Source organism: Ruegeria sp. CDSC042 (genome assembly GCF_059610745.1).
Window position 1 is genome coordinate 76,739 of the sequence record NZ_JBXWOF010000007.1, and the last position, 24,171, is coordinate 100,909.

A 24,171-nucleotide genomic window follows, 5' to 3' on the forward strand; every position below is an offset into this window, starting at 1 on the left:
GTGCCCTCTGCATTTCATCTTTATCTGTGACGGAAGGGGCGCGGTTCAACCCGGATGCGCGGCTAAGTACCCTTCGAAAGTCACATTATCGGCAATCTTGCGGGCCTCGGCCTCTTGCGCAGCCGAGCGAACGGTCCAGCACAGGACCGGAACACCCTGCGCCTTCAGCTCGGCAACCCTTGGGCGGGACAGGTCTTCGGCTTCGTGGCTGATGAAACTGGCCCCGACCCTTGCGAAATCCGGGATGTCCCGCAGGTAATCGCACACCGCCGCAGGCAAAAGTTCGACTTTGGGCTGATACGAACAGGTCGTGATCCCCCTGGGCAAATGCGGCGCCAACCGCGCCAGTTCAGCCACCGAATTGGGGTTGAACGACATCAGCGCCACCGGACCTTCGTAACCCTCAAGGGCTCGTACAGTATCGCGCTCGAGCGGGCCCACATTCGGGCCCATCACACCGTCCTGATCCTTAAGCTCGATCAGCAGGGGCACCTTGCCCGCCACGATTTCCAGCACATCATCCAGTGTCGGAATACCGTCATCAGCGTGCAACAGCTGTGTCTCGGACGCTACCTGCGCCGAAATCTGCCGAACTGGCCCCGGTCGCCCGGTCAGTCGCCCCAGGTCATAGTCGTGAAAGACTAAAGCCCGGTTGTCGGCGCTCAACTGCAGATCAATCTCAATCCCGTAACCGGCCTTAACAGCGGCACGAACCGCCGCCCGGCTGTTTTCCGGGCGGTTGTCCAATTTGTCGTGCAGGGCCCGATGCGTGATCGGGGCCTGTAGGAACGTAGCGGGCAGTACCGGGGTCATGCGATCTCGAAGATGCCTTCGATCTCAACCGCGACGCCCAACGGCAACGACGCTGCACTCACGGCCGAGCGCGAATGGCGACCAGCCTCGCCCAGCGCCTCGACCAGAAAGTCCGACGCACCATTGATCACCTGCGGCTGGTCGGTGAAATCGGCGGTTGAATTCACGAACCCTGTCAGTTTGATCACACGCACCAGCTTTTCTATATCGCCACCGCAAGCAGCCTTGACCTGCGCCAGAAGATTGATCGCGCAGACCTTGGCAGCCGCAGCACCGGCTGCAACATCCATGTTATCACCCAGCTTGCCGGTGATCAGTTCCGCATCCTTGGAAATCTGTCCTGAAACGTAGACGATATTGCCGACCCGCACGAAAGGCACATAGTTGGCGGCGGGCGCCGGCCCGTCCGGCAGACTGATTCCCAAGCTTTCCAGTTTTGCTGCGATACTCATCTGTTGATCCTCACCTGATATAGACTCGGCGGGACGCTATCCGGGATCGTTCGGCTGGAAAAGTGTGAAACCAGTAAAACTGCGGTCAGTGGCGTATTAAGCGTAACTTCTCTTATCCCGAGGTGTTGAACTTGTGTCACTTTACCAGATGCAGTCGGCCGGGTTAAACGCGAACTGTTTCAAAATGGGCCCAAAACCTTTATGTGACGACAGATTGAGCCGCAAAATGGCCGCAGGCATTATTGATTGAGCGTCCAGCCCCACTCACAAAACGGCTGGCGCGTTTGGAGTTGAAATACCGTGTTGAGCAAGATCAGATTCAAGCCCCTGATTGTCGTGACCCTGATGACCGTTCTTGGCGCTTGTGCGTCCCAACCCGCCGATCAGGCCGCGCGCGGCGATACTTTCGATCCCTACGAGAATACAAACCGCGGCATTCACAAGTTCAATCTGGGCGTCGACCGGTTCCTGTTCCGTCCGGCCTCGAAGGGCTATGTGAAGATCGTGCCCGATCCGATGGTGACCAGTTTCAACCATTTTGCCGAAAACCTGACTATGCCGGGTCAGGCTCTGGATTATCTGCTGCAGGGCAATCTGAAGCAGTCGGGCAATGCCCTGCTGCGGTTCCTCATCAATACGACCGTTGGTGGCGCGGGTCTGTCTGACCCGGCCAGCGAATTGAACCTGCCGCCCGTGGATACCGATTTCGGTGAAACCCTGCACGTCTGGGGTTTTGGCGAAGGCGCCTATGTGGAATTGCCTTTCTATGGCCCCTCAACATCCAGGGATGCGGTCGGCGTCGTCGTCAACCTGTTTTCGAACCCGATCAACTTCACACCGGTGCGCCCGGTCGAGAATATCGGCGTCTACGCCGAAATCGTAAGGCGGATGGGCGACCGTGGACGGTTCTCGGACACAGTCGATTCCATCCTCTATGAAAGTGCTGACAGCTATAAGCAGGCACAAACAATTTACCTGCAAAATCGACGTTTCGAACTGGCACGCGATGATGAGGACGCCTATCTGGGATTGTATGACGATCCCTATGCAGATATCGGGACCGACCCTGTCAGAGACCCCTACCTTGACCCCTACGAGGATCCATATGCCGAGTAATTATTTGAAGAGAAGAGAGTTTATTGCATCTGGCATCGCCGGCCTGGCGCTAGCCACCCTCCCCTTGCCAGGCTTTGCCCAGACAGAGGCCAGTGCAAAAGCGTTGGTCGTTAGCGTTGTGGATGACATCAACCGCGTCATCAGTTCAGGAAAATCCGAAAAGAGCATGATCCGCGATTTTGAAAAGATCTTCGTGCAATATGCTGACGTTCCGATCATGGCCCGCTATGTGCTGGGGGCCGATGGCCGCTCGGCCAGTGCGTCACAGATAAAGCAGTTCACCGACGCGTTTCAGGGCTATATCTCCAGCAAATACGGGCGTCGCTTTCGCGAGTTTATTGGCGGCCAGGTGACCGTTCGCAATGCGCGCAAGATCAAAGCGGGATACGAGGTCCGCACCTCGGTCAAGTTGCAGGGCTCCTCGCCCTTTGAGGTGACCTTCCTGGTGTCCGACAAATCCGGCCGCGACAAATTCTTCAACATGTTTATCGAAGGCGTGAACATGCTGCTGACCGAACGTACCGAGATTGGCGCCATGCTGGACGCGCGCGGCGGTGATCTGAACCGTCTGATCAAGGATATGAAGCGAACCGGGTGAATTCACAGAGTTTTGCTGCAGTCAAAACTTTCAAATCCGCTCGTAGTTTCGACCAGTTCGGCCTCATAGTGTGCGATCATTGGCATTGCAATGGGTTCGATCTGGTCATTCCAGACCGCCTCGCCATAGAAGCTGTCCTTTATCCTGTCGCGTTCTTCCAACGAAGAAAACGCGCGCATCCAATGCACTTTGTCAGGATTTTCCAGGTCTCTGAGCGGCCCAAACACAAGCATTCCTGCATCCCGCAACGCAGCGCGATTGTGTTTCTCGAAGAATTCTATGAACGCTTCTCGGCGGCCCGGTTTTAGTGTGTAATGTCGAATTTCCAGTATCATCATATACCCCGGGCAATCTCGTTGGCCTGACATGGCGTCAGTATTTGGCGAAATTGCCCGAGCTTAGCAAGAACAAGTCCTGCGCAGTGCGCTAGTTCAACCGCTCGCCGGTTTCCTTGGCAAAATAGGACACTTTGCTCATGTCAAAGGCCAGGTTCAGCTCTTGTCCGGCCTGGGCGCTGGTTTCCGCGTGCAGGCGCGCAGTGACCTGTTTGCCGCCCAGTTCGGACACAACATAGGTGTCAGCTCCGGCAGGTTCGACCATGTCGACCATGCAAACCGCTTCCTGTACACCGTCTCCGGCGCGGAACCCGGCCTCGGCGATATCCTCTGGGCGCAGGCCCAGAATGACATCCTGCGGCAGTGACAGATCACGGGCATCCTTCAGGACTAGCGTTTCACCCGATGACCGCTCGATGGCAATTTCGGTGCCTGTGCCGTTCTTGGTTGCCTTTGCAGGGATCAGGTTCATCGCAGGTGAGCCCATGAAATCGGCGACGAACAGGTTGGCAGGGTTGTTATAGATCTCGGCCGGGCTGCCGATCTGCTGCACGATCCCGCCTTTCAGAACCACAATCTTGGTGGCCAGCGTCATCGCCTCGATCTGGTCGTGGGTCACATAAACGATAGAGGCATCCAGCGTCTGGTGCAGCTTCTTGATTTCTGTCCGCATCTCGACCCGCAGCTTGGCGTCGAGATTCGACAGCGGCTCGTCAAACAGGAACAGTTTGGGGTCGCGCACCAGCGCCCGTCCCATCGCCACCCGCTGACGCTGTCCACCGGACAGCTGGCTGGGACGGCGGTTCAGCAGCGGTTCGATTTGCAGCAGTGCGGCCACATCCTTTAGCTTAGCGTCCATCGTAGCCTGATCTACGCCGCGCACTTTCATGCCAAAGGTAATGTTCTTGGCCACCGACATGGTTGGGTACAGGGCGTAGGACTGAAACACCATGGCGATGTCCCGGTCCTTAGGGCTGACATGGGTCATGTCTTTGCCACCAATGGCCAGCGTACCGCCGGTGATCGGTTCCAGCCCGGCAATACAGTTCAGCAGGGTGGATTTCCCACAGCCCGATGGGCCGACCAACACCAGAAAGTCGCCCGGTTCGATCGAGATGTTGATATCCTTCAGGATCTCGGTTGCGCCGTAGTTCTTGTACAGCTTGTTGATATCAAGGATGGGAGCCATCATTCTATCCCTTCACAGAGCCAGCGGTCAGGCCGCGGATGAAATACTTACCGGCAACGACATAGACGAGCAGCGTCGGCAGACCCGCGATGATCGCGGCGGCCATGTCGACATTGTATTCTTTGACACCGGTGGTGGAGTTTACGATGTTATTAAGCGCCACGGTCACAGGCTGTGTGCCCGCCTGGCTGAACGAGACGCCGAACAAGAAATCATTCCAGATCTGCGTGAATTGCCAGATCACGGTTACCACGATGATCGGCAGTGACAGTGGCAGGAAGATCGACCAGAAAATCCGCAGGAACCCGGCCCCATCGACGCGGGCGGCCTTGGTCAGCTCGGCCGGGATAGAGACATAATAGTTGCGGAAAAACAGCGTGGTGAAGCCAAGACCATAGATTACGTGGACAAAGATCAGGCCCGGAATGGTTCCGGCAATACCCATCATGCCCAGAAGGCGCGCCATCGGCAGCAGGACGACCTGAAACGGAATGAAGCAACCAAACAGCATCAGCGAGAAGATGATGTTAGCCCCTTTGAACCGCCACTGCGCGACAACGTAACCATTCAGAGCGCCCAGCAGGGTCGAGATAGCCACCGCAGGCACCGCAATCAGGACCGAGTTCCAGAAGTAAGGCCGCAGACCTTCGCATTGGATTCCCGTGCAGGCGCCCGACCAAGCGGTTTTCCAGGCCTCGAAACTCACCTCACGCGGTAACGATATCAGGCTACCGGTACGGATTTCCTCAAGACTTTTGAGCGATGTCGTCAACATCACAAACAGCGGCATCAGATAGTACAGCGCGAACAGGCACAGCACCACGTAAAGCAGCCAGCGCAGGGCGATTTTGCTCATGTTACTTTGACTGCGGGTTTGGGTGTGGGGCATCGACAGATCAGTCATTTTTAGCCCTCAATTCTGAGTAGAGATAAGGAACCACGATGGCAAAGACGACCAGCATCATGATCATTGCAGAAGACGCCGCCTGACCGATATCGCCGCGCGAAAAGGCCATCGCATACATGTAAGTGGCGGGCAGATCGGTGGCATAACCCGGGCCGCCGCCAGTCAGGGCGATGACAAGGTCAAAGCTTTTGATTGCCAGATGCGCCAACACGATGAAAGCGGACAGGAAAATCGGGGCCATCGACGGGATGATGATCGCGGTATAGATACGCCATGTGGGAATACCATCGACCTGTGCGGCCTTGATGATCTCGCCATCGACCGAGCGCAGACCGGCCAGAAACAGCGCCATCACAAAGCCCGAGCTCTGCCAGAGTGCAGCGATCACAATAGTGTAGATCGCGTAATCGGGGTTCACCAGCCAATCGAATTCGAAGTTGGGAAAGCCCCAACCCTGCACCATGGACTCAATCCCCAGACCGGGGTTCAGGATCCACTTCCACGCCGTGCCCGTGACGATCATCGACAGCGCCATGGGGTAGAGATAGATTGTTCGGATCGCTCCTTCGACGCGGATTTTCTGATCCAGCAGGATGGCCAGCAGCAGGCCCAGCAGCATCGCGATCACGATGAACAGAGTACCAAAGATATACAGGTTGCCAATCGCCGTATCCCAGCGAGGAGAGTCGAACAGGCGCTCATATTGGATGAAGCCATGGATCTCGTATTTCGGCAGCAGTTTTGAGCGTGTAAGCGACACCCATGCGGTCCATCCGATAAATCCGTAGACAAAGATCAATACGGCGATGAACGACGGTGCCAGCACCACCTTGGGCAGGTGGTTTTCCAGCCATTCGGACATGTTTTCCTCCGGGGAAAGATGCTCTGCCCCACACCTTGGGGGGCAGAGCGTTTTGGATCAGTAGCTGTTGGCCACCGCGTCCGCCAGTTGCTGAACCGCGTCAGCCGAGGACATATCCGAGTTGAAATGCGCGGTCACAACATCTGTGATCGCACCAGCCTGCGACCCGCGCAGCGCCATGCCATGGGCATAAGATGGCAGCAGCGAACCACCTGCCGAGGTCGAGCCCATGTCTTCGGCCGAGATTTGCGCACAGATGTCAAAGGCATCCAGCGACACATCGGTCCGGGCCGGGATCGAACCCTTGTTCAGGTTGAACACTTCCTGAAAGTTCGGTGCAACAATCAGCTTGGCCAGCAATTCCTGACCGGCGCGATTGTCGTCGCCCTCAACCTCGAACATGGCAAAGCTGTCGACATTGTACAGATATCCATCGCCGGGGGTCGAGGCGCACAGGAAATCCTCACCAGGCTTTTTGCCCGCTGCCAGGAATTCGCCCTTGGCCCAGTCACCCATGATCTGAAAGGCCGCTTCGCCGTTCATCACCATCGCGGTGGCCAGGTTCCAGTCGCGGCCCGAGAAATTCTCGTCCACATAACCACGCAGGGTGCGCATCTGGTCAAAGACCTGGATCATTGTGTCCGAGGTCAACGCCTCGGGGTCCAGATCGACCAGGGCTTTCTGATAGAATTCCGGTCCGCCAAGACCCAGCGCGACGGCTTCGAAAACCGTAGCGTCCTGCCAGGCCTGACCGCCATGCGCCAGCGGGATCACACCGGCGGCCTGCAGTTTTTCGGCTGCGGCGTTGAACTCGTCCCATGTGGTCGGCATCTCGATTCCGTTTGCGGCCAGCACATCGGCATTGGCCCAAATCCAGTCGATGCGGTGAACGTTCACAGGCGCCGCGCACCAAGTGCCTTCGCACATCATGTGACCGGCAATCGACGCGGGTAGAACTTCGGCCCAGCCTTCGGCTGCGGCCACGTTCGAAATATCGGCCAGAACACCTTCTTCATACCATTCCTGAATCGCCGGGCCTTTCAGCTGAACCGCTGTCGGCGCGTTGCCTGCCAGAACCCGCGCCCGCAGCGCCGTCATGGCTGCATCACCGCCGCCGCCTGCGACAGGCATATCGGTCCATGTGCCCCCGTTCGAGGCAAACTCTTCCTGAAGCACGGCCACCGATTTGGCCTCGCCACCGGATGTCCACCAATGCAAGACCTCGGCCTGTGGTTCGGCCACCACAGATGATCCGGCTGCGACGGCCAATGCGGACACAGTCGCAAAAGAAAATCGTTTCATGTTTTCTCCTCCCTGAGAATTCGGTGCCAGTCAAAATGGCAATGCCGCAATACTGTGCCCCAATCTGAGTCTGACAACGCTTAATCCGGGCCAATACCCGGGAAAGGCGCAAATTTTCACCGCTTTTGTTACAGCGTGTTACGTTAGCATTGAATCTGTTTCCGTTCGTTACAATGGACGAAGTTTGGGGCCAGAGAACAGGAGGAAGAACACTGTGAGCATTCCGCGGCTGTTGGTGGTGGATGACGACCCTGAAATGCGGTCGATGATGACCCAGTTCCTGCAACAGAATGGCTTCATTGCGCTGCCCGCCAGTTCCGAAAGCGAAATCCGCGCCCATCTCAAGTCGGGTCGGATCGACCTGATTCTATTGGATGTGATGCTGGGGGATGAAAACGGCGTTGATATCTGTGCCCGCCTGCGGGCCGAACAGGACGTGCCGATCATTCTGGTCTCGGCCTTGTCCGCCGATCATCAACGCATGGCCGGGTATGAGGTAGGCGCCGACGATTACATCGCCAAGCCTTTTAATCCGCAACTGATGCTGGCTCGCGTTCGCGCCGTCATGCAACGGGCGCGTCGTACACCTTCGCTTGCCTATCGCCGTCGGACAAAAAGCTTTCGCTTTGACGGCTGGCTCTATGATGGCAAGCGCGACGAAGTGCATTCGCCGGACGGATATCTGGTTTCCCTGTCCCAACGCGAAACGGCGATGCTCAAGGTGTTTCTGGCCAACCCGCATATTCCGCTGACCCGGGATGAAATCGCCGCCGCCCTGGATGTAACCGGCGCGGCTGACAAGACCGAAAGCCAGGGACGCGCCATCGACATGCTGGTCGGGCGGCTGCGATCCAAGATCGAAGCCAACCCCAAAGACCCGCAAATGCTGAAGACCGAACGCGGTGTGGGCTATATCTTTGCCGCAGAGGTGTCTGTGGACGAAACCGCATGACCGTCCGCGCCACGCGCCTGCGCAGCCTGGGCTGGATCTGGACCTGCGTCGCTTTTACCACGGGGTTGCTGGCCGCAGGCCTTTGGTTCGCCTCGGCCCGCGCATGGCAGGAATTCCAGACACGCGCCTATGTTGCCGGGTTCGCGGTCTATGAGGATTTGCGCATCGGTAAATCCCCACCGCCGGGCATCACCATTACTCCATTGCCACCCAAATCCGCCAGCCTGGCGGACGCCGGGCAGTTCGAACAACTCCCCGGGTTTTCGGATCGCAGCTTTGTCACCAACCTGTCGATCCTGACCGACAGCTCGGCACCGGTTTCGGGCCGAGAGTTGACGCTGGCTGTGATGTCAGACCGGCTGGTTTACCCGGTGTCCGACATCCTCTCCGGCATCGACCAGACCGGCCCAGAGAAAATGGGCAACCTGACCCGGCTTTTGGCGACCTATTGCAGCGAACCGATACTGATCGCCCGCTATGGGCGCGGCGCATGGCAACAGGTGGACGGGACAGATATCTGGGGATGCCGTGCAGCCCCAACCGACTTGCGTCTGCCCACGATTCTGGTCGCCATTGTCGCGCTGGCGGTGATCCTTACCTCGGTCGGCAATGTATCGGACAGTTTCACCCGCTTCTCTACTGCCTTGCGCGACCGCAAAAGACGGGGCGGGCCGAACAGCTATGAGGCCGATGGCCCGGCCGAGTTGCGCGACATCGTCTCGGCCGTGAACGAGCATCTGGACGCCGAGCGCATGCAGCTGGAAAAGCGCGCCACTGTCTTGTCGGGTGTCAGCCACGATCTGGGCACCCCGGCCACCCGCGTCCGGTTGCGTGCCGCTTTGATCCCGGATGTAGAGCTGCGCGAAAAGCTTGAGGCCGATGTCGATCAGATGACCGGCATGATCGAAAGCGTTCTGACCTACACAAGGTCCGAGCTGAGCATCGAAGAACCGCGCCAGATTTCACTGACATCGCTGGTCGAAGCCTTGGTGGCGGATTATCAGGATATGGATCTGCCGGTGACCCTGAAAAAGCTGACCCCGGTGGCGGTTCAGGGGGGCACCTCCGTTTTCATGTCGCGCCGAGGGCATGGATCCCTGCCCGAGACCCGGAGAATGCTGGTCGTCGGCAGGCCAATTTCGCTGAAGCGCGCCCTGACCAACCTGATCGACAATGCGCTGAAATATGGTCGCCATGCCGAGGTTCAGCTGGAAACCGATGCCAAAATAGCAACCATCACCGTCGAGGACAAAGGGGCCGATCTGTCCGTCTCGGATATCGAAGCCCTGATGGCCCCGTTCCGGCGCGGGTCAAACACCGGGTCTTCGGATGGGTTTGGTCTGGGTCTGACAATCGCGGCGACAATCGCGGAACAGCATGGCGGCACCCTCAGCTTCGAAGCCGGAGAGCAAGGCCTGCGCGCACGTCTGCAGATCACCAGGCAGTGACGATTCATGTCATATAGCTACGCACCAGCGCGCTTGCGATCAGCGACCAGCCGTCGGCAATGACAAAGAAGGCTAGTTTGAACGGCAGCGACACTGTTGCAGGCGGAACCATCATCATCCCCATCGACATCAGCACAGCGGCCACCACAAGATCAATGATCAGAAACGGCAGGAAGATCAGAAACCCGATCTGAAAGGCCCGCGCTATCTCAGAGAGCATGAAAGACGGCATCAAGATCGACAAGGGTGCCTCGGCCGACAAGGAAACCGTATCACCCCCGGGTCGCAATGCTGCCATGGCGTGGAAAGTATCCGGATCAACTCGCCCTGCCATAAAGGCACGAAACGGCTGCAACGCGCGCTCCAACGCTGGTTCGACCTCCATCGTTTCTTCGACCATGGGGCGAATACCTGTGGTCCAGGCCTCCGAAAAGACCGGCTCCATGATGAAATAGGTCAGAAACAGTGCGAGGCTGACGATCAGCATGTTGGGGGGGGATTGCTGCAATCCGATCCCTTGCCGCAAGATGGCCAGAACGGTGATCAGGAACGGGAAACAGGTGATCATGATCGCCAGCCCAGGCGCGAGGCTGAGCACGGTAATAAGCAAAATCAACTGAATGGTGCGCGCGGAAATCGACCCGCCTTCGCCCAGTGACAGCGACACCTCTTGCGCGGCGGCCAGAGACGGCGTCAGCGTCAGCAGCACCGCCACCCAAAACAGGAAACGCATTACCCGATCCCGTTCTGCAGATCCGCGATTTCGGTTAGGCGCACGGCCAGTTGCCCGGCTTGATCACCCTCCATCTCTTCCAGCAGACCGCGCGCCACCAGTTGATCGCCAACATATAGGTCCACAGGATCTTCGATCCGTTTGTCCAGGGTGAGAACAGCGTTTTCCCCCATATTCAGCAGATCTCGGATTAGCGGGCGCGCCCGACCGACTGACACGGTTACCTCGATCGGAACGGAATCAAACGGGCTGGCTTTTTCGGGTTTGGGGGATTGCGGGTCACTCATTGTTCAATGCCTCTTTTGCCTCATACACGTAAGCGTCAAATGCTGAACGGATTGTCTCTAGCAAGGCGCTGCTATCCACCTCTCGCTGCGAGGTACCAACCTGCAGACGCGCCTGACCAGGCACCAGAGACGGGTCCTCGACAACCCGTGTCGGGGTGGCCAATTCAGGGGGCAACAGCCCCTCAACCGCATCCGCGAAACCCGAAGGCACAAAGACCTGCATCGGCTGACCAATCTGTTCCCGGGCCATTTCGGTAAGCTGTTCGACCAGCCGCGGGGCCTGCCCCCGATCCAGGGTGTCCGGCAACACCAGATTGACCAGGCTTTGGAACATGGGCTCCAACGACAGTGTCATCCGGCTCGTCGCCTCGTGATAAGTAAAGGACATATCCTCAAGCGCGCGGGCGAGGTTGTCTGATACCTGTCCACGACCCTGTTCTTGGGCCTGAAGGGCATCGTCCCATCCGGCGCGATAGCCGTGTTCGAAGGCTCCAAGCCGCTGTTCTTCCAGCGCCTCTTCGTCCAGTAAATGAACTTTGCCGCCGCCTGCCTGTACGGTGAAATCCTCAAGAAGATGGGCTATCGACATCACGCACGCTCCTCGCTTTCTTCAAGCCAACTGCGCAGGATTTCCACGGTCTCCTCCTGCTTGTCGCCGATCATGGCCCGCAGCCGATCAACCGGATCAGTGCCCGGATTTGCCGCCAGCGCGGGTACATCCCCCGGGGTATGTCCCGGAATAGCGGCGAATTGCCCGCCCTCTTCGGTCGCAATCTCACCGGTCAGAACCGCCTCGGGCTCTGGCGGCGATCCTGCTGGCAAAAGGGCGGGGGCAAGGGCCGGTTTCATCAGGATCGGACGGATCACGAACAATCCCAGCACCAGCATCACAATCGCCAGAACCGCCATTTGAACCAGCGACATGGCGTCGAAATGAATCTGCTGCCAGATCGAAGCGGAAACCACAGTTCCGCCAGGCTCTACTGCGGGCAGATCCAGCGATTTCAGGGTGATGACATCACCTCGTTCTGCATCGAACCCAACGGCCGAGGCCACAAGCTCACCCAATGCATCAAGCTCGGTCTGGGGCAAGGGCGCAAAGCTTTCGGCACCCGAGGCATCAACCGTCCGCGTTCCATTCACCAGAACTGCAACGGTCAGGCGCTTGATCGCACCGGGTGCGGTATGAACCTCTAGCTCCGTCTCGGACACCTCATAATTGACCCGTTCCCGTGTCTGTGTGGCATTCGAATTGGATGCATCCCCGCCCGCGCCGTCGCCATCGGGCAGGTTCGACGCCACGGTGACATCGGACGATTGGTTCCGGGCGCTGTCTGACCGTTCCTCGACATCAGTGCTGATGGCCACGCGCCCCTTGGGATCAAAGCGCCGTTCACGGATGGATTCGGTTTTGGTGACCGTATCAACACTGACTTCGACGACAGCATTTCCAGCCCCCACTCGGGCCTCAATCAGACGCAGGACCCGTTCGCGCAGCTGGCGCGACTTGTCATCCGCAGTATCTGCCGCAACCGCAGTCTCTTTTGCGCCAATGACCGCACCATTGGAATCAATCACCGCCACATTCTCGGGTGCGAGACCGCTGACGGCAGAAGAGACCAGAAAACGGATCGCCTTGGCCTGATCCGAAGTGATATCCGCACCCGAGGACACCAGATAGACCGAAGCTGTCGGCGCGACGCTGCGCTGAAACGGATTCGTTGACCCGTTGGCAATATGCACGCGCGCCTGGCTTATATGAGGGCTGCCGATAATCGTGCGTGCAAGTTCGCCTTCTTTCGCACGCCAATAGGCCGCATCGAACATTTGCGAGGTGGTGCCAAACCCGCTGAGCGAATCCAAAAGCTCATACCCGCGGTTCCCGTTTGCAGGCAGGCCTTCGCTGGCGAGCGTCATGCGCAATTCGTCCCGCTGCGAACCGGGCACGTAAATCGAACCGCCTCGAATCTCATACTGTACGCCGCGCTGATCCAGTGATCGAACGATATCCCCCGCCGCGCCGCTTTCCAGCCCGGCATAGAGTAGGGTCATCGACGGCGCCGTCGCCAACCGCGACATCGCAAGGACCCCCAAAAACACCAGCACGACTGCACCGGCGACAATGATTTGCTTTCGCCTGTCCAAACTTGCCCAGACAGTTCCGATCTGCTGCACGCTCACCTCCGACTCGCCGACATTCTGCCCGGCGCATCCCCTGTTTGGACGATTGCCCTTAACAATCGGTTAGTCCCTGCCGGGTTATGACATCCCCAGACTGAATGAATGAGGACGTCATGACTGACGCGACTGCAGAACAGGCAGAAGCCCCGGAAAAATCGGGGAAAAAAGGATTGATCATTGGGGTGATTCTGGCCGTTGCCGGGGCTGCGGGCGGGTATTTCCTGACCACTTCGGGACTCCTGCCATTTGGCGGCCAACCAGCCGCGGAAGACGCCAAGGAAAAAGACAAAGGGACCGAGGTTAAAGCCCTGCCTGAGGTTGGTTTTATCGACCTGCCGGCGGTGATCGTCTCGGTCAATGCTGGCGATTCGCGGCACCTGAAATTCCATGCCCAGCTTGAGGTGAACAGCAGCTACGCCTCGGATGTCGAGAAGATGAAGCCTCGTATCATGGATGTTCTGAACGGGTACCTGCGGGCGGTCGAAGTGTCGGATCTGGAGGATTCGCTCGCACTGATGCGCATTCGCGGTCACCTTTTGCGTCGCATTGGAATCGTCGTTGGGGAAGGGCGCGTGCGCGATGTCCTCGTAATGGAATTCGTATTGAATTAGGAGGCCGAGATGGAGCTGATTGCAGATATTTTGCTGGTCGCAGGTGCGCTGGGTGCGGGTCTTTACTGTTTCGTGCTGTCCCGTCGGCTAAAGCGGTTCACTAATCTGGAACAAGGTGTCGGTGGCGCGGTCGCTGTCCTGTCATCCCAGGCGGATGAGTTGAAGAAATCGCTTGATTCGGCACGAACTGCTTCGGACCAGTCGGGCCTTGTACTTGAGGCGCTGACCCAAAGGGCGGAATCGGTTGCTCAGCGGCTCGAACTGATGATGGCTTCGATGCATGATGTCATTCCGGCCGAAGAACCCGCCAATGACATCAAGGTTGAAGATCCCAAGCCGCAAGAACCCAAGGCCGAGGAACCAACGACGGATCCTGTGCCTGAAGAGGTTCCAATCGAGGCGGTGGAAAAGCCAGAGGATCCTGCTGCGCCCAAATTTGAGGACACTCAGGAAAAGCGCCCGGGCGGGCTGATGTTTTTCCGCCACGACCGCAATAGCGGAGAGGCCGCGACATGAGCGGACGCGTTGTAGAGAAACGACCAAGAAGCGGTGTGCTGACAGTGATCTCACTGTTGATGCTTGGATCAGCCGCGATTCGGTTGGGGTTTGAGGCTGCACCAGCCCTGGCAAAAGGGGCCGAACAGGCAGAATCAAAACCGAAAGAGACCCAAGCAGAACTGCCCGGTGCCCGAATATTGCTGACCGAATTGCTGCGGCGCGAAGAAGCGTTGAAAAAACGCGAAGCCACAGCCATTGATCGGGAAAAGGCGCTCGCCATTGCCGATGAGGCCATTGAGACCCGCCTGGCCGCCCTGCAGCAGGCCGAAGAGGCGCTGCGTGAGACGCTGGCCATTGCGGAAAAAGCGGCTGAGACAGACCTGACGCGCCTGACGGATGTCTATCAGAACATGAAGCCGAAAGATGCGGCCGCCCTGTTTGAAACGATGGACCCGACCTTTGCCGCCGGATTCCTGTCACGGATGCCGCCCGATGCCGCAGCCGGTGTTTTGGCAGGCCTGAACCCCGAGGCTGCCTATACAATCAGCGTGATTATGGCCGGGCGAAACGCTTCGGCTCCGCAGGAGTAGCCCCCATGATTTTCAACCCTGCATCGGAATTCGCCGGAGACCTCTTATGATCGGAATTGTCGGAATTGTTGTTATTTTCGTCATGGTGTTCGGCGGCTATTTGGCGGCTGGCGGGAAAATGACCATCATCATGAAATCCCTGCCGTTCGAGATGATGATGATCGGTGGCGCCGCGGTCGGCGCATTTATGATCAGCAATGACCTGAGCGCCGTGAAGCACACGATCAAGGATATGGCAAAAGTATTCAAAGGTCCTAAATGGAAACCAGATGACTACCGTGACCTGCTGTGCCTGTTGTTTTCGCTGATCCGTATCGCCAAGGCCAACCCGGTCGAGGTTGAACAACATATTGAAGACCCCGAAAACTCGCCTCTGTTTTCGACTTATCCGAAAATTCAGGCCGACAAAGAAGCCGTCGACTTGATCTGCGACACAATGCGGGCTGCCTCTTTGAATTATGACGATCCCCACCAGGTCGAAGAGGTGCTGGAAAAGCGGATGGAGGCGAATTTTCACCACGCCATGCACTCTAGCCACGCGCTACAGACTGTTGCTGACGGCCTGCCCGCACTTGGAATTGTTGCGGCAGTTCTGGGCGTTATCAAAACGATGGGATCGATTGATCAACCCCCAGAAGTGTTGGGAAAGCTGATCGGTGGCGCTTTGGTCGGGACGTTCCTGGGGGTCTTTCTGGCTTATGGGCTGGTCGGCCCATTTGCAGGAAAACTCAAATCCGTGGTGGAAGAAGACAATCATTTCTATCAGTTGATCAAAGAGGTTCTGGTTGCCAACCTGCACAACCACAACCCTGCCATGTGCATCGAAGTCGGACGGCAGAACACTCCCACCCATAACAGGCCGGGTTTCTCAGAACTTGAAGAGGCCTTGAAAGAGCTAAAGCAGGCAGCGGCATGATCCGATACGCCCTAATGGTTTCAGCGGCGCTTACGGCCGCTGGACAGGCTGGCGCGCGCGACATTTCTGTGCGATCGGGCGAGCATGACGGATATACCCGTCTTGTTGTGCAGGTGCCCCCGGGTACGGAATGGGGTCTGAAGCAAACGAAGAATGGCGCAAGACTCGACATAGCGCTTCCTGATGCCGAATTTCAAACCGGAGCGGTATTTCAGCGGCTGTCGCAGAACCGTCTGTCTGCGATCTCACAGACCAACCCGGGTGATGCGTTAGAGATCGAATTCGGCTGCGACTGCTTTGCCACCGCATTTCTGCATCAAAACACGATGATCGTTGTGGATATTGCGCCGGGGGCAGCCCTTCCACCGATCAGCAGCGACATTCCACCCCCAACGCTGCCCAAAGCCGCTGTGGTAAACGCCCCGCTGCCCGGGCCACAGGCGCTTGATCCTCTGGTATTGCCGCTTTTGAATCTCAATGCGCAGGTATTTGAGGACCAGCTATCGACGCGATTGTTGCAGGGCGCTGACCGAGATCTGGTTGATCTTGAACTGTCCCAGATCGGCCCACGAGATTCGAACGGCAATCAATCACTGAACATGCCGCCACGCATGGACCTGAACATCGCGGTCACTTCGGTACTGGATGATCTGAATGGCTTGCTGGGACCGTCGATTCCACAACTGGAGAAGAAACCGGCCTGCATTTCCAGCGCCGAGCTAGGCTTTGACAGCTGGTCCGATGGGCGCCTGTTCCCCGAACAGGTGGCAGAGCTGCGCACTGGCCTATTTCAGGAGTTTGATCGCGTTGACAAAGGACGGGCCATGAAGCTTGCCAAGCTCTATGCGTATTTCGGCTTCGGTGCCGAGGCGGTTCGCAGCCTTGGCTGGATGGGTGAAGAGACGCCGGAAACGAACCGGATTTCTGCGATTGCCGCTGTTCTGGACGACCGGCCACTGAAAGGGTCAAATCCATTCCGCGACCTACAGCGTTGCGAAAGTGACGCCGCAATCTGGGCCGCTCTGACCGAGGGTAAGCTTGCGGAGGATGCCCAGATAAGGGTTATGGAACAATCCTTTGCGCGACTACCGGATCATCTGCGTCGGCAAGTCGGACCTATGCTGTCCGACATTTTCGTTGCAGCCCAAAAACTTGAAGCCGCGCGGCGCGTCTTGCGGGCTGTTGATCGCATCGAAACCAAACCCAGCCCCGGCGCGATTCAGGCCGAGGCCGGTGTTGCAAAGGCCGAAGGTAATCAGGAAAAATCCGAAACCTTGCTGAAAGACGTGGTGGGCAGCTCGGAAGCAGGGCTCGAAGCGCCTCTGGCGCTGGCGCGACTGATTGAACAGCGGTGGGCGGAACGCGGGTCAGCCTCCGCCCGGGAGCTCGAACTTGCCGCATCTTACACGGTCGAATTGCGCCGATCTGAGATCGGCCCACTTATGCAACGGACATATGCGCTGGCGCTGAGTTTGGGCCAAGAGTTCGACCAGTCTTTTGATCTGTTAGAAGATATTCCGAATTCAGCTGAAACGCTGGACCGGGCCGTTCAAGTACTGACTGCGCGCGCCGACGACGATACTTTTTTGCGGCGCATCTTCAACCTGCCCGAACCGATGGCACAATCGCTGACAACCGAAACCGCAATCTCGATTGCCGAAAGGTTGGCATCGCTGGGGTTTGCCCGTCCAACGCTATTTTGGTCCAACCGACCTCAGGACACTATCAGGCGAAAGGACCGAGCCCTTTTGCGCGCGCAGGCGGCATTGTTGTCCGGCCAGCCACACAAAGCCTTGCTGGAGTTAGGGGATGACCCCTCGGACAAGGCCATGTCACTTCGGGCGCAGGCCGATCTGGATATAGGTGAGTTTGAAAATGCAGGGCGGGTATTGTTGCAGTTTGACAGGGTGAACGAAGCAGAAAGATTGTTCTGGCTTTCTGATATGGAAGACGTCCCGCAGCCTGAGGCCGACCAAAAATTTGGACAGGTCAGGCGGGCGACTCTGGCATTGGCAGAACCTGTAACCAGGATTGAAGAACGACCATTGGCGGATGCAACTGCCCTGCTTGAAAACACGGCCAACGCCCGAGAGAGCATCGCTCAGCTTCTCGCACTTGTGAGGGCGGACTGAAACGTCTGGGAAAAACTCAGGGTGGCCACTTAGTCAGGGCTGATCTCCTGACGAACCGCGGCATCCAATGCCCTGTTCCCGAGGGAAAACCCCATGAACAGAGCCTGAATTGGTGGATTTAGTCAGTAAGGCGCCTCGACATCATTCATCGAGACATAGACCGTTTTCATCTCGCTGAAATGATTGATTGCCAATTTCGAGTTTTCCCGCCCGACCCCAGACATTTTTGACCCGCCAAACGGGGCTTCAACCGGTGCGAGGTTGTAGGTGTTGATATAGCAGGTGCCCGCCTCGAACGCGGCCACGATACGATGGGCTCGGGTCAGATCTTTGGTGAACACACCGGCTGCCAGACCGAATTCGGTGTTATTGGCGCGGGCCATCACCTCTTCCTCGGTTTCGAAATCCAACACTGACATAACCGGGCCGAAGATTTCCTCGCGCGCGATGGCCATGTCATCGGTCACATCGGCAAAGACGGCGGGCTGAATGTAGAACCCGTCGCCTTCGATACGCGCACCGCCATAGACCAAACGCGCACCTTCTGCCTTGCCTTTTTCAACATAACCCAGAGCGATATTCATCTGGTTTTCGCTAACCATCGGACCGAAATTAACCTCTTCATCCATCGGGTCGCCGATTTTCACATTCGCCAGACGCTGGGACAGGCGATCGAGGAAGGCTTCTTTGATGCCTTTGTGTACAAAAACGCGGGTGCCGTTGGAACAGACCTGACCCGAGGAGTAGAAATTCCCCAAAATGGCGCCAGACACGGCGTTTTCGATATCTGCATCGTCGAACACGATCATGGGGGACTTGCCGCCTAGTTCCATCGTGACATGCTTCATGCCATCGGCTGCTGCGGCATAAACCTTGCGCCCTGTCGGTACCGATCCGGTCAGCGAGACCTTGGCAACACGGGGGTCCGTCACAAGTGATGCGCCCACATCGCCATAACCCTGAATTACGTTATAGACACCCTTTGGTGCCCCGGCCTCGACCAGGATTTCGGCCACTTGCAGAGCAGACAAGGGCGTGGTCTCGGAAGGCTTGAATACCATCGTGTTGCCGCAGGCCAAAGCCGGCGCGCCTTTCCAGCAGGCAATCTGGGTTGGATAGTTCCACGCGCCGATTCCGACGCAAACCCCAAGCGCCTCACGGATCGTATAGACGAAATCCCCACCACCCAGCGGGATATGCTCGCCGGTCAGCGAGGCCGCCAAACCTCCGAAATACTCCAACGCATCGGCTCCGCTGGTAGCGTCGGCAACCAATGTTTCCTGCAGCGGTTTTCCAGTATCGTGGGTTTCGATGATCGACAGATCACGATTGCGTTCGCGCATGATGTCCGCGGCGCGGCGCAGAACACGGCCCCTTTCGGTCCCAGACATCGCGGCCCAGTCTGCCTGTGCCGATTTTGCGCTGTTTAGAGCCTGATCTATGATCTGCGGAGTAGCAGAATGCAGCCGTGCGATCACTTCCCCTGTTGCGGGGTAGATCACGTCTATGGGTGCTCCGGTCGTGTCGTCGACATATTCACCGTTGATGAAATGGCTCGCCTTGGGCTGAAATCTCATTGTGGGGATTCCCTGATCAGAAGCTGTTTCCTCCGCGTTTATATTTTATTGACTCAGCAGTCAATAAAACTGATCCAGAGCGATTTCCTGCCAATTCCAACAGGCCACGGCTTGAAATTTTCGGTTAATGTTCTATTTTTGTTCTACATAGTCAGAGGATCAACCGATGGCCCATTCATTGCGAAACACCGCCCCGCACGGCCCGACAAACGACTATCACCTGCTGCCCGCCACCGATCGGCAGATACGCTATGCCCGCGCCATCGCGGAGCAAACTGCTCTTGAGATTCCGGTCGAGGCGCAGCGCGACCGTCAGTCCATGTCTGCCTGGATTTCCAAACACAAACCTGATGATCCCTCGCCATTTGCAAATTACCCGACCGGCAAGCAGGTTACCTTTGCCGAACGTATCTCGCGCAGCAAACGCCGCCCAATCCCGTCGGAGTGCTTTCGCGACAAACAGATGATGTCGCGTTGGATAGATCAAAACAAATAGACGAAATCAGAGCCTAATCCGGACTATGATTGCGGGCATACAACGCCACCGCCGCCGCGACGAACAGGCCCAGTAGGATATAGCCGGTCACCGCCTCGGCCACGGCCAGGGCGCGGCACAGCCCGGTTGGGGACATATCGCCGTACCCAACGGTGGTGAATGTAACATAAGAAAAATACAGGATATCAGCGGGCCCTTGCGCCCCGATGACGCAATTATCCTGGTACCCGAATGCGCCATAGGCAGCGGCGAACAGGAACGGAACGACCTGAATAAAGGACACACCCATCAAAAACAGAATGCGGCGCGGTGATTTCACCTGAGTCATATAGAACCAGGATTGAGACACCATCCACACAACCAGCCCCACAGAGGCGATCGTACCGATCGTGTCACCTGCGGTGCCCTCGCTCAGACGGGACAGACCGAACCATGCGAGGAAACTGGCAACCACCATTGCGGCTGCCGCCAGCAGCGTAGATTTCCATTCTTCCAAAGTCGTGGGTTTTCGGGACATGGAACCTCCAACGCGCTGAAATCTCCGGGATTATCCGGTGGACTGTCCTGCGTGGCAACCAGATTTCAGAAAATCAGTCCGTGCCCAGATGTTCCTGTCCCCGCTGACGTGCCAGCAGGATCTGTTTTTGACGTTCCCGGAACCGGGTTTTGTCGACCTCAGAGGTTTCCTCTATGCATTGATGGCAGGACACGCCGTGTTCGTATTCGGCACGTTTCACATCCTCAGGCAGGATCGGGCGACGGCAGCCATGGCACAGGTTGTGCGGCCCTTCGACCAGCCCATGCCCAACGGATACGCGGTTGTCGAACACAAAGCATTCACCCTGCCAGGTGCTGTTCTCGACGGGCATTTCCTCGAGATACCGCAGGATGCCACCTTTCAGGTGATAGACATCCTCGACCCCCTGACCCAACAAGTAATTGGTGGATTTCTCACACCGGATGCCACCCGTGCAGAACATCGCCACACGCTTATTGTGGAACCGGTCCTTGTTTTCTTCCCACCAGGTGGGGAATTCACGAAAACTGCTTGTTTCAGGGTCTAACGCGCCCTCAAACGTACCGATTGCCACCTCGTAATCATTTCGGGTGTCGATCACCACCACATCATCCGAGCGGATCAGATCATTCCAGTCTTCGGGCTCGACATAATTGCCGACACGGGCGCGCGGATCGATGTCCGGTTGGCCCATGGTCACGATCTCTTTTTTCAGGCGTACCTTGATCTTGCCAAATGGCGGTTGGTCAGACGTGGCCTCTTTCCACTCCAGATCAGCACAGCCGGGCAGCGCACGGATATGGGCCAGAACCGCGTCAATGCCAGCGCGGGGTCCGGCAATAGTGCCATTGATCCCTTCCTGTGCCAGCAAGAGCGTCCCCTTGACCGATTGCGCGCGGCACAGCTTAAGCAAGGGCGCACGAAGGGCTTCGTGGTTGGCGAACCGGGTGAAATGATAGAGAGCAGCGATCGTATACATGCGCGCGGTCTAAACCCGCGCGGACAGAGTCGCAAGAGACCGGATTGACGCCCCTTGTCGCGCCCACTACCGATAACGCAACCGAAGGAGGTCCCCATGACCCATGCCCTTATTGTGATCGATGTTCAGAACGATTTCTGTCCCGGCGGTGCGTTGGCGGTTCCCGGCGGGGATGAGATCGTGGCTCCGATCAACGCGATGATGCCAGATTTTGACGCGGTGATCCTGACTCAAGACTGGCACCCTGCGGGGCATTCGTCCTTTGCCAGCAGCCATGCGAGCAAAAACCCCTATGACATGACCGAGATGCCTTATGGGCCTCAGGTTTTGTGGCCAGATCACTGCGTGCAGGGAACAAATGGGGCAGCATTTCATGCGAACCTGCGTACGGATGGCGATCTGATCCTGCGCAAAGGGTTCCGCAGCAACATCGATAGCTATTCGGCGTTCTTTGAGAACGACCAGACCACGCCCACCGGGTTGGAAGGGTATCTGCGCACCCGTGAAATCGAGAGACTGACACTCGTCGGACTGGCCACGGATTTCTGCGTCTACTACTCTGCGGTTGACGCAGCGCGGCTGGGTTTCGACGTGTCAGTTCAGATGAGAGCCTGCCGGGCAATTAACCTGGATGGGTCATTGGCCTCGGCAGAGACCGCGATGAAAGATGCTGGCGTTCGGCTGATCTAAGGGGTTGCCCCCGCAGCCGCCAGATACTTGAGCAGCGCAAAGATAATCACCGCCAACCCCAAAGCAAACCCAACCCGGCCTGGTACAGTTCGGCGATTTGGTCCGGCCGATTCCGCCTGCTGTGGCCTGGGTTTCCACATTGGAACCTCTTTGGGCAACCCGGCGCGCGGCTTGGCGGCTTTTACATCGTTCATGAACTTCAGGAAATCAAACTCGCCGCAATATTCGCCTTTGACTCCCGTCGTCCGGATATTGTGAAACAAGGCTCGCAGAATGCGATCCCTGTCCGCCGTATCCTGTGGACGGTAATATCCATGGGTAATCTCGCTGCGCGTCGAATCCAGACCAAAACCGGCATCATGAAAAATTTTGCGTATTTTGGGTGACGCTGCCCGCAATGCATCGGCTGTTTTCACATTCCGAAACAGCGCACGCACTTTGCGTCCGTTTTGCGCCCCTGACGGGGTCGCCTCCGGATCGTTTTCCCCCGAAGCGATCGTTACAATATCAAAGTCGTACTCGAGAACCATTCACTAACTAAACCTCGACTATCCATCCCCCTCTTTCCACTAACCGGTGAAAAGACCCCACAATATGCTCGCATTGTGACTTGACCTTGTCATTGTCATCAATTTAGCGACTCTTGCCATTCCACGCACCTATTGATCTAACAACGGAAATCGCAGGAGTTCCCAATGGTCGATATTGCGACGCGAGTATACAATCACAAATGGAAGATTGACCCGATTGTCCGGTCTTTAATCGACACAGACTTCTACAAACTGCTGATGTGCCAGTCAGTGTTTCGAAATAAGCCTCAAACGGATGTGGTGTTTTCACTAATTAACCGGTCGAATCACATTCCATTGGCTGAATTGATTGATGAGGGGGAGCTGCGCGAACAACTGGACCACATTCGGTCACTCAGCCTGAGCCGGGGGGAAAGCACTTGGCTGCGCGGCAATACCTTCTATGGCAAACGTCAGATGTTCCGTTCGGATTTCATGGGGTGGTTCGAGAACCTGCGACTGCCGCCCTATCACCTTGAACGCAAAGGTGATCAGTACGAATTGACCTTTGAAGGCAAATGGCACGAGGTCATGCTGTGGGAAATTCCCGCATTGGCAGTCCTGATGGAGCTGCGATCCCGCTCGGTGCTGAATGCGATGCGGCGGTTCGAGCTACAAATTCTCTATGCTCGTGCGATGACCCGTGTATGGGAGAAAATCGAACATCTACGAGGGATTCAGGGGCTGGGCATCGCCGATTTCGGCACCAGACGGCGGCATTCCTTTCTATGGCAGGACTGGTGCGTCCAAGCCATGATCGAAGGTCTGGGCCCTGCATTTACCGGCACCTCGAACTGCCTGATCGCCATGCGGCGCGAGGTCGAGGCCATCGGCACCAATGCCCACGAGTTGCCCATGGTTTACTCTGCGCTGGCTGATACTGATGAGAAACTGGCGCAGGCACCCTATGACGTGCTTAGCGATTGGCACGAGGAACATGACGGCAACCTACGGATCATCCTGCCTGACACCTATGGCACCAAGGGTTTTCTGGACGACGCGCCAGATTGGTTGGCGGGATGGACTGGCATCAGAATCGACAGCGGTGATCCGGCAACCGGTGCAGAAACTGCGATCAAATGGTGGCAATCACGCGGTGAGGATCCCAAACAGAAACGCGTGATCTTTTCTGACGGTCTGGATGTCGACAAAATCCGCGAACTGCATAGTCAGTTTGCGGGCCGCACCAAAGTATCCTTCGGCTGGGGCACGCTACTGACCAATGATTTCAGAGGGCTGGTTCCCGATGACGCGCTGGCACCCTTCTCGTTGGTCTGCAAGGCGGTTTCGGCCAATGGTCGCCCGACGGTCAAACTGTCGGACAACCCGGAAAAAGCGATGGGTCCGGCGGATCAGATCGAGCGCTACAAACGTGTCTTTGGCGTTGGCGTGCAACAGCCAATCGAGGTCATCGTTTAGGC

At 57.2% G+C, this 24,171-nt stretch carries 27 protein-coding genes; 12 read left to right on the top strand and 15 right to left on the bottom strand.

All coding sequences use genetic code 11. The annotated features are described in order from the left end of the window. Nucleotides 1-45: 45 nt before the first annotated feature. Nucleotides 46-813: a glycerophosphodiester phosphodiesterase family protein gene (locus tag AC2FHX_RS14785; protein WP_142638663.1), complete on the bottom strand. Its 768-nt coding sequence runs from the start codon at nt 811-813 to the stop codon at nt 46-48. Beyond that, nucleotides 810-1,265 (bottom strand): RidA family protein, encoded by a 456-nt coding sequence (locus AC2FHX_RS14790; RefSeq protein WP_142638661.1) that lies wholly within the window; start codon nt 1,263-1,265, stop codon nt 810-812. The genes AC2FHX_RS14785 and AC2FHX_RS14790 overlap by 4 nt, the downstream gene beginning before the upstream one ends. Before the next feature lie 345 nt (nt 1,266-1,610). On the opposite strand from AC2FHX_RS14790, the gene AC2FHX_RS14795 reads away from it, so the two are divergent. Together AC2FHX_RS14795 and AC2FHX_RS14800 are read left to right on the top strand one after the other, a co-directional pair. After that, on the top strand, nt 1,611-2,381 hold the full coding sequence (locus AC2FHX_RS14795; RefSeq protein ID WP_142638706.1) for an MlaA family lipoprotein: 771 nt from the start codon (nt 1,611-1,613) through the stop codon (nt 2,379-2,381). Beyond that, nucleotides 2,371-2,979: an MlaC/ttg2D family ABC transporter substrate-binding protein gene (locus AC2FHX_RS14800; protein ID WP_496702526.1), complete on the top strand. Its 609-nt coding sequence runs from the start codon at nt 2,371-2,373 to the stop codon at nt 2,977-2,979. Before AC2FHX_RS14795 ends, AC2FHX_RS14800 begins: the two co-directional genes overlap by 11 nt. Before the next feature lie 2 nt (nt 2,980-2,981). On the opposite strand, the gene AC2FHX_RS14805 is transcribed toward AC2FHX_RS14800, so the two are convergent. The 5 genes from AC2FHX_RS14805 to AC2FHX_RS14825 all read right to left on the bottom strand — a co-directional run bounded on the left by AC2FHX_RS14805 (nt 2,982) and on the right by AC2FHX_RS14825 (nt 7,574). After that, nucleotides 2,982-3,314: a putative quinol monooxygenase gene (locus AC2FHX_RS14805; RefSeq protein ID WP_496702524.1), complete on the bottom strand. Its 333-nt coding sequence runs from the start codon at nt 3,312-3,314 to the stop codon at nt 2,982-2,984. Between the two features lie 91 nt (nt 3,315-3,405). Continuing rightward, entirely contained in the window at nt 3,406-4,503 is a 1,098-nt protein-coding gene (locus AC2FHX_RS14810) for an ABC transporter ATP-binding protein (protein ID WP_142638656.1), read from the bottom strand. A gap of 4 nt (nt 4,504-4,507) precedes the next feature. Next, the gene (locus AC2FHX_RS14815) at nt 4,508-5,407 is read right to left on the bottom strand and encodes a carbohydrate ABC transporter permease (protein WP_271952391.1); all 900 of its coding nucleotides are present in this window, start codon (nt 5,405-5,407) and stop codon (nt 4,508-4,510) included. Beyond that, complete coding sequence (locus AC2FHX_RS14820; RefSeq protein WP_142638652.1) at nt 5,400-6,272, bottom strand: carbohydrate ABC transporter permease; 873 nt, start codon at nt 6,270-6,272, stop codon at nt 5,400-5,402. The genes AC2FHX_RS14815 and AC2FHX_RS14820 overlap by 8 nt, the downstream gene beginning before the upstream one ends. A gap of 57 nt (nt 6,273-6,329) precedes the next feature. Further along, a complete protein-coding gene (locus AC2FHX_RS14825) occupies nt 6,330-7,574 on the bottom strand; it encodes an ABC transporter substrate-binding protein (protein WP_271952389.1) in 1,245 nt (414 codons plus the stop codon). A 214-nt stretch (nt 7,575-7,788) separates the two neighbouring features. Between AC2FHX_RS14825 and AC2FHX_RS14830 the strand changes: the two genes are divergently transcribed. Then, nucleotides 7,789-8,526 (top strand): response regulator transcription factor, encoded by a 738-nt coding sequence (locus AC2FHX_RS14830; protein WP_496702522.1) that lies wholly within the window; start codon nt 7,789-7,791, stop codon nt 8,524-8,526. Continuing rightward, complete coding sequence (locus AC2FHX_RS14835; RefSeq protein ID WP_496702520.1) at nt 8,523-9,974, top strand: sensor histidine kinase; 1,452 nt, start codon at nt 8,523-8,525, stop codon at nt 9,972-9,974. Before AC2FHX_RS14830 ends, AC2FHX_RS14835 begins: the two co-directional genes overlap by 4 nt. Before the next feature lie 4 nt (nt 9,975-9,978). Here AC2FHX_RS14835 and fliP read toward each other — a convergent pair whose 3' ends face one another. The 4 genes from fliP to fliF are packed head-to-tail and all read right to left on the bottom strand — an operon-like array spanning nt 9,979 to nt 13,169. After that, on the bottom strand, nt 9,979-10,707 hold the full coding sequence (fliP, locus tag AC2FHX_RS14840) for a flagellar type III secretion system pore protein FliP (RefSeq protein WP_496692770.1): 729 nt from the start codon (nt 10,705-10,707) through the stop codon (nt 9,979-9,981). After that, complete coding sequence (locus tag AC2FHX_RS14845; RefSeq protein WP_271952383.1) at nt 10,707-10,994, bottom strand: FliM/FliN family flagellar motor switch protein; 288 nt, start codon at nt 10,992-10,994, stop codon at nt 10,707-10,709. Before AC2FHX_RS14845 ends, fliP begins: the two co-directional genes overlap by 1 nt. Then, complete coding sequence (locus AC2FHX_RS14850; RefSeq protein ID WP_496692771.1) at nt 10,987-11,583, bottom strand: FliH/SctL family protein; 597 nt, start codon at nt 11,581-11,583, stop codon at nt 10,987-10,989. The genes AC2FHX_RS14845 and AC2FHX_RS14850 overlap by 8 nt, the downstream gene beginning before the upstream one ends. Then, nucleotides 11,583-13,169 (bottom strand): flagellar basal-body MS-ring/collar protein FliF, encoded by a 1,587-nt coding sequence (gene fliF, locus AC2FHX_RS14855; RefSeq protein WP_496702518.1) that lies wholly within the window; start codon nt 13,167-13,169, stop codon nt 11,583-11,585. The genes AC2FHX_RS14850 and fliF overlap by 1 nt, the downstream gene beginning before the upstream one ends. 119 nt (nt 13,170-13,288) lie before the next feature. Here fliF and AC2FHX_RS14860 point away from each other — a divergent pair, with 119 nt between their 5' ends. The 5 genes from AC2FHX_RS14860 to AC2FHX_RS14880 are packed head-to-tail and all read left to right on the top strand — an operon-like array spanning nt 13,289 to nt 17,922. After that, on the top strand, nt 13,289-13,786 hold the full coding sequence (locus AC2FHX_RS14860; protein ID WP_496702517.1) for a flagellar basal body-associated FliL family protein: 498 nt from the start codon (nt 13,289-13,291) through the stop codon (nt 13,784-13,786). 9 nt (nt 13,787-13,795) lie between these two features. Further along, on the top strand, nt 13,796-14,302 hold the full coding sequence (locus AC2FHX_RS14865; RefSeq protein ID WP_496702515.1) for a hypothetical protein: 507 nt from the start codon (nt 13,796-13,798) through the stop codon (nt 14,300-14,302). After that, nucleotides 14,299-14,874: a MotE family protein gene (locus tag AC2FHX_RS14870; RefSeq protein WP_271952374.1), complete on the top strand. Its 576-nt coding sequence runs from the start codon at nt 14,299-14,301 to the stop codon at nt 14,872-14,874. The genes AC2FHX_RS14865 and AC2FHX_RS14870 overlap by 4 nt, the downstream gene beginning before the upstream one ends. A 46-nt stretch (nt 14,875-14,920) precedes the next feature. Next, nucleotides 14,921-15,790 carry a flagellar motor stator protein MotA gene (gene motA / locus AC2FHX_RS14875; RefSeq protein ID WP_496678419.1) on the top strand — a complete coding sequence of 290 codons (870 nt, stop codon included), beginning with the start codon at nt 14,921-14,923 and terminating at the stop codon, nt 15,788-15,790. Next, nucleotides 15,787-17,922, top strand: a complete 2,136-nt coding sequence (locus AC2FHX_RS14880) for a hypothetical protein (protein ID WP_496702513.1) — start codon at nt 15,787-15,789, stop codon at nt 17,920-17,922. Before motA ends, AC2FHX_RS14880 begins: the two co-directional genes overlap by 4 nt. A 122-nt stretch (nt 17,923-18,044) precedes the next feature. Here the strand turns inward: AC2FHX_RS14880 and betB are convergent, their stop codons facing one another. Beyond that, nucleotides 18,045-19,499 carry a betaine-aldehyde dehydrogenase gene (betB, locus tag AC2FHX_RS14885; RefSeq protein ID WP_281995702.1) on the bottom strand — a complete coding sequence of 485 codons (1,455 nt, stop codon included), beginning with the start codon at nt 19,497-19,499 and terminating at the stop codon, nt 18,045-18,047. A 166-nt stretch (nt 19,500-19,665) separates the two neighbouring features. Here betB and AC2FHX_RS14890 point away from each other — a divergent pair, with 166 nt between their 5' ends. Then, entirely contained in the window at nt 19,666-19,995 is a 330-nt protein-coding gene (locus AC2FHX_RS14890) for a hypothetical protein (RefSeq protein WP_142638625.1), read from the top strand. Between the two features lie 13 nt (nt 19,996-20,008). On the opposite strand, the gene AC2FHX_RS14895 is transcribed toward AC2FHX_RS14890, so the two are convergent. Continuing rightward, nucleotides 20,009-20,512, bottom strand: coding sequence for a potassium channel family protein (locus tag AC2FHX_RS14895; protein ID WP_281973307.1), 504 nt, complete (start codon nt 20,510-20,512; stop codon nt 20,009-20,011). 73 nt (nt 20,513-20,585) lie between these two features. Further along, the gene (gene trhO / locus AC2FHX_RS14900) at nt 20,586-21,491 is read right to left on the bottom strand and encodes an oxygen-dependent tRNA uridine(34) hydroxylase TrhO (RefSeq protein ID WP_282022092.1); all 906 of its coding nucleotides are present in this window, start codon (nt 21,489-21,491) and stop codon (nt 20,586-20,588) included. Between the two features lie 96 nt (nt 21,492-21,587). Between trhO and pncA the strand changes: the two genes are divergently transcribed. Then, nucleotides 21,588-22,181 carry a bifunctional nicotinamidase/pyrazinamidase gene (pncA, locus tag AC2FHX_RS14905; RefSeq protein WP_496702511.1) on the top strand — a complete coding sequence of 198 codons (594 nt, stop codon included), beginning with the start codon at nt 21,588-21,590 and terminating at the stop codon, nt 22,179-22,181. Here the strand turns inward: pncA and AC2FHX_RS14910 are convergent. Then, nucleotides 22,178-22,711 carry a hypothetical protein gene (locus AC2FHX_RS14910; RefSeq protein WP_281973310.1) on the bottom strand — a complete coding sequence of 178 codons (534 nt, stop codon included), beginning with the start codon at nt 22,709-22,711 and terminating at the stop codon, nt 22,178-22,180. The genes pncA and AC2FHX_RS14910 overlap by 4 nt on opposite strands. Before the next feature lie 165 nt (nt 22,712-22,876). Between AC2FHX_RS14910 and pncB the strand changes: the two genes are divergently transcribed. Beyond that, a complete protein-coding gene (pncB, locus tag AC2FHX_RS14915; protein WP_282022090.1) occupies nt 22,877-24,169 on the top strand; it encodes a nicotinate phosphoribosyltransferase in 1,293 nt (430 codons plus the stop codon). Nucleotides 24,170-24,171 lie beyond the last annotated feature (2 nt).

Bases quoted from the DNA above. Each gene is read 5' to 3' on its own strand.
- AC2FHX_RS14785 (WP_142638663.1), bottom strand. From the start codon at position 813: ATGACCCCGGTACTGCCCGCTACGTTCCTACAGGCCCCGATCACGCAT.
- AC2FHX_RS14815 (WP_271952391.1), bottom strand. From the start codon at position 5,407: ATGACTGATCTGTCGATGCCCCACACCCAAACCCGCAGTCAAAGTAAC.
- pncB (WP_282022090.1), top strand. From the start codon at position 22,877: ATGGTCGATATTGCGACGCGAGTATACAATCACAAATGGAAGATTGAC.
- AC2FHX_RS14910 (WP_281973310.1), bottom strand. From the start codon at position 22,711: ATGGTTCTCGAGTACGACTTTGATATTGTAACGATCGCTTCGGGGGAA.
- AC2FHX_RS14860 (WP_496702517.1), top strand. From the start codon at position 13,289: ATGACTGACGCGACTGCAGAACAGGCAGAAGCCCCGGAAAAATCGGGG.
- AC2FHX_RS14795 (WP_142638706.1), top strand. From the start codon at position 1,611: ATGACCGTTCTTGGCGCTTGTGCGTCCCAACCCGCCGATCAGGCCGCG.
- AC2FHX_RS14825 (WP_271952389.1), bottom strand. From the start codon at position 7,574: ATGAAACGATTTTCTTTTGCGACTGTGTCCGCATTGGCCGTCGCAGCC.
- AC2FHX_RS14805 (WP_496702524.1), bottom strand. From the start codon at position 3,314: ATGATACTGGAAATTCGACATTACACACTAAAACCGGGCCGCCGAGAA.
- AC2FHX_RS14835 (WP_496702520.1), top strand. From the start codon at position 8,523: ATGACCGTCCGCGCCACGCGCCTGCGCAGCCTGGGCTGGATCTGGACC.
- AC2FHX_RS14880 (WP_496702513.1), top strand. From the start codon at position 15,787: ATGATCCGATACGCCCTAATGGTTTCAGCGGCGCTTACGGCCGCTGGA.
- AC2FHX_RS14895 (WP_281973307.1), bottom strand. From the start codon at position 20,512: ATGTCCCGAAAACCCACGACTTTGGAAGAATGGAAATCTACGCTGCTG.
- fliP (WP_496692770.1), bottom strand. From the start codon at position 10,707: ATGCGTTTCCTGTTTTGGGTGGCGGTGCTGCTGACGCTGACGCCGTCT.
- AC2FHX_RS14800 (WP_496702526.1), top strand. From the start codon at position 2,371: ATGCCGAGTAATTATTTGAAGAGAAGAGAGTTTATTGCATCTGGCATC.
- betB (WP_281995702.1), bottom strand. From the start codon at position 19,499: ATGAGATTTCAGCCCAAGGCGAGCCATTTCATCAACGGTGAATATGTC.
- motA (WP_496678419.1), top strand. From the start codon at position 14,921: ATGATCGGAATTGTCGGAATTGTTGTTATTTTCGTCATGGTGTTCGGC.
- pncA (WP_496702511.1), top strand. From the start codon at position 21,588: ATGACCCATGCCCTTATTGTGATCGATGTTCAGAACGATTTCTGTCCC.
- AC2FHX_RS14865 (WP_496702515.1), top strand. From the start codon at position 13,796: ATGGAGCTGATTGCAGATATTTTGCTGGTCGCAGGTGCGCTGGGTGCG.
- AC2FHX_RS14810 (WP_142638656.1), bottom strand. From the start codon at position 4,503: ATGGCTCCCATCCTTGATATCAACAAGCTGTACAAGAACTACGGCGCA.
- trhO (WP_282022092.1), bottom strand. From the start codon at position 21,491: ATGTATACGATCGCTGCTCTCTATCATTTCACCCGGTTCGCCAACCAC.
- AC2FHX_RS14890 (WP_142638625.1), top strand. From the start codon at position 19,666: ATGGCCCATTCATTGCGAAACACCGCCCCGCACGGCCCGACAAACGAC.
- AC2FHX_RS14845 (WP_271952383.1), bottom strand. From the start codon at position 10,994: ATGAGTGACCCGCAATCCCCCAAACCCGAAAAAGCCAGCCCGTTTGAT.
- AC2FHX_RS14820 (WP_142638652.1), bottom strand. From the start codon at position 6,272: ATGTCCGAATGGCTGGAAAACCACCTGCCCAAGGTGGTGCTGGCACCG.
- AC2FHX_RS14850 (WP_496692771.1), bottom strand. From the start codon at position 11,583: ATGTCGATAGCCCATCTTCTTGAGGATTTCACCGTACAGGCAGGCGGC.
- AC2FHX_RS14790 (WP_142638661.1), bottom strand. From the start codon at position 1,265: ATGAGTATCGCAGCAAAACTGGAAAGCTTGGGAATCAGTCTGCCGGAC.
- AC2FHX_RS14870 (WP_271952374.1), top strand. From the start codon at position 14,299: ATGAGCGGACGCGTTGTAGAGAAACGACCAAGAAGCGGTGTGCTGACA.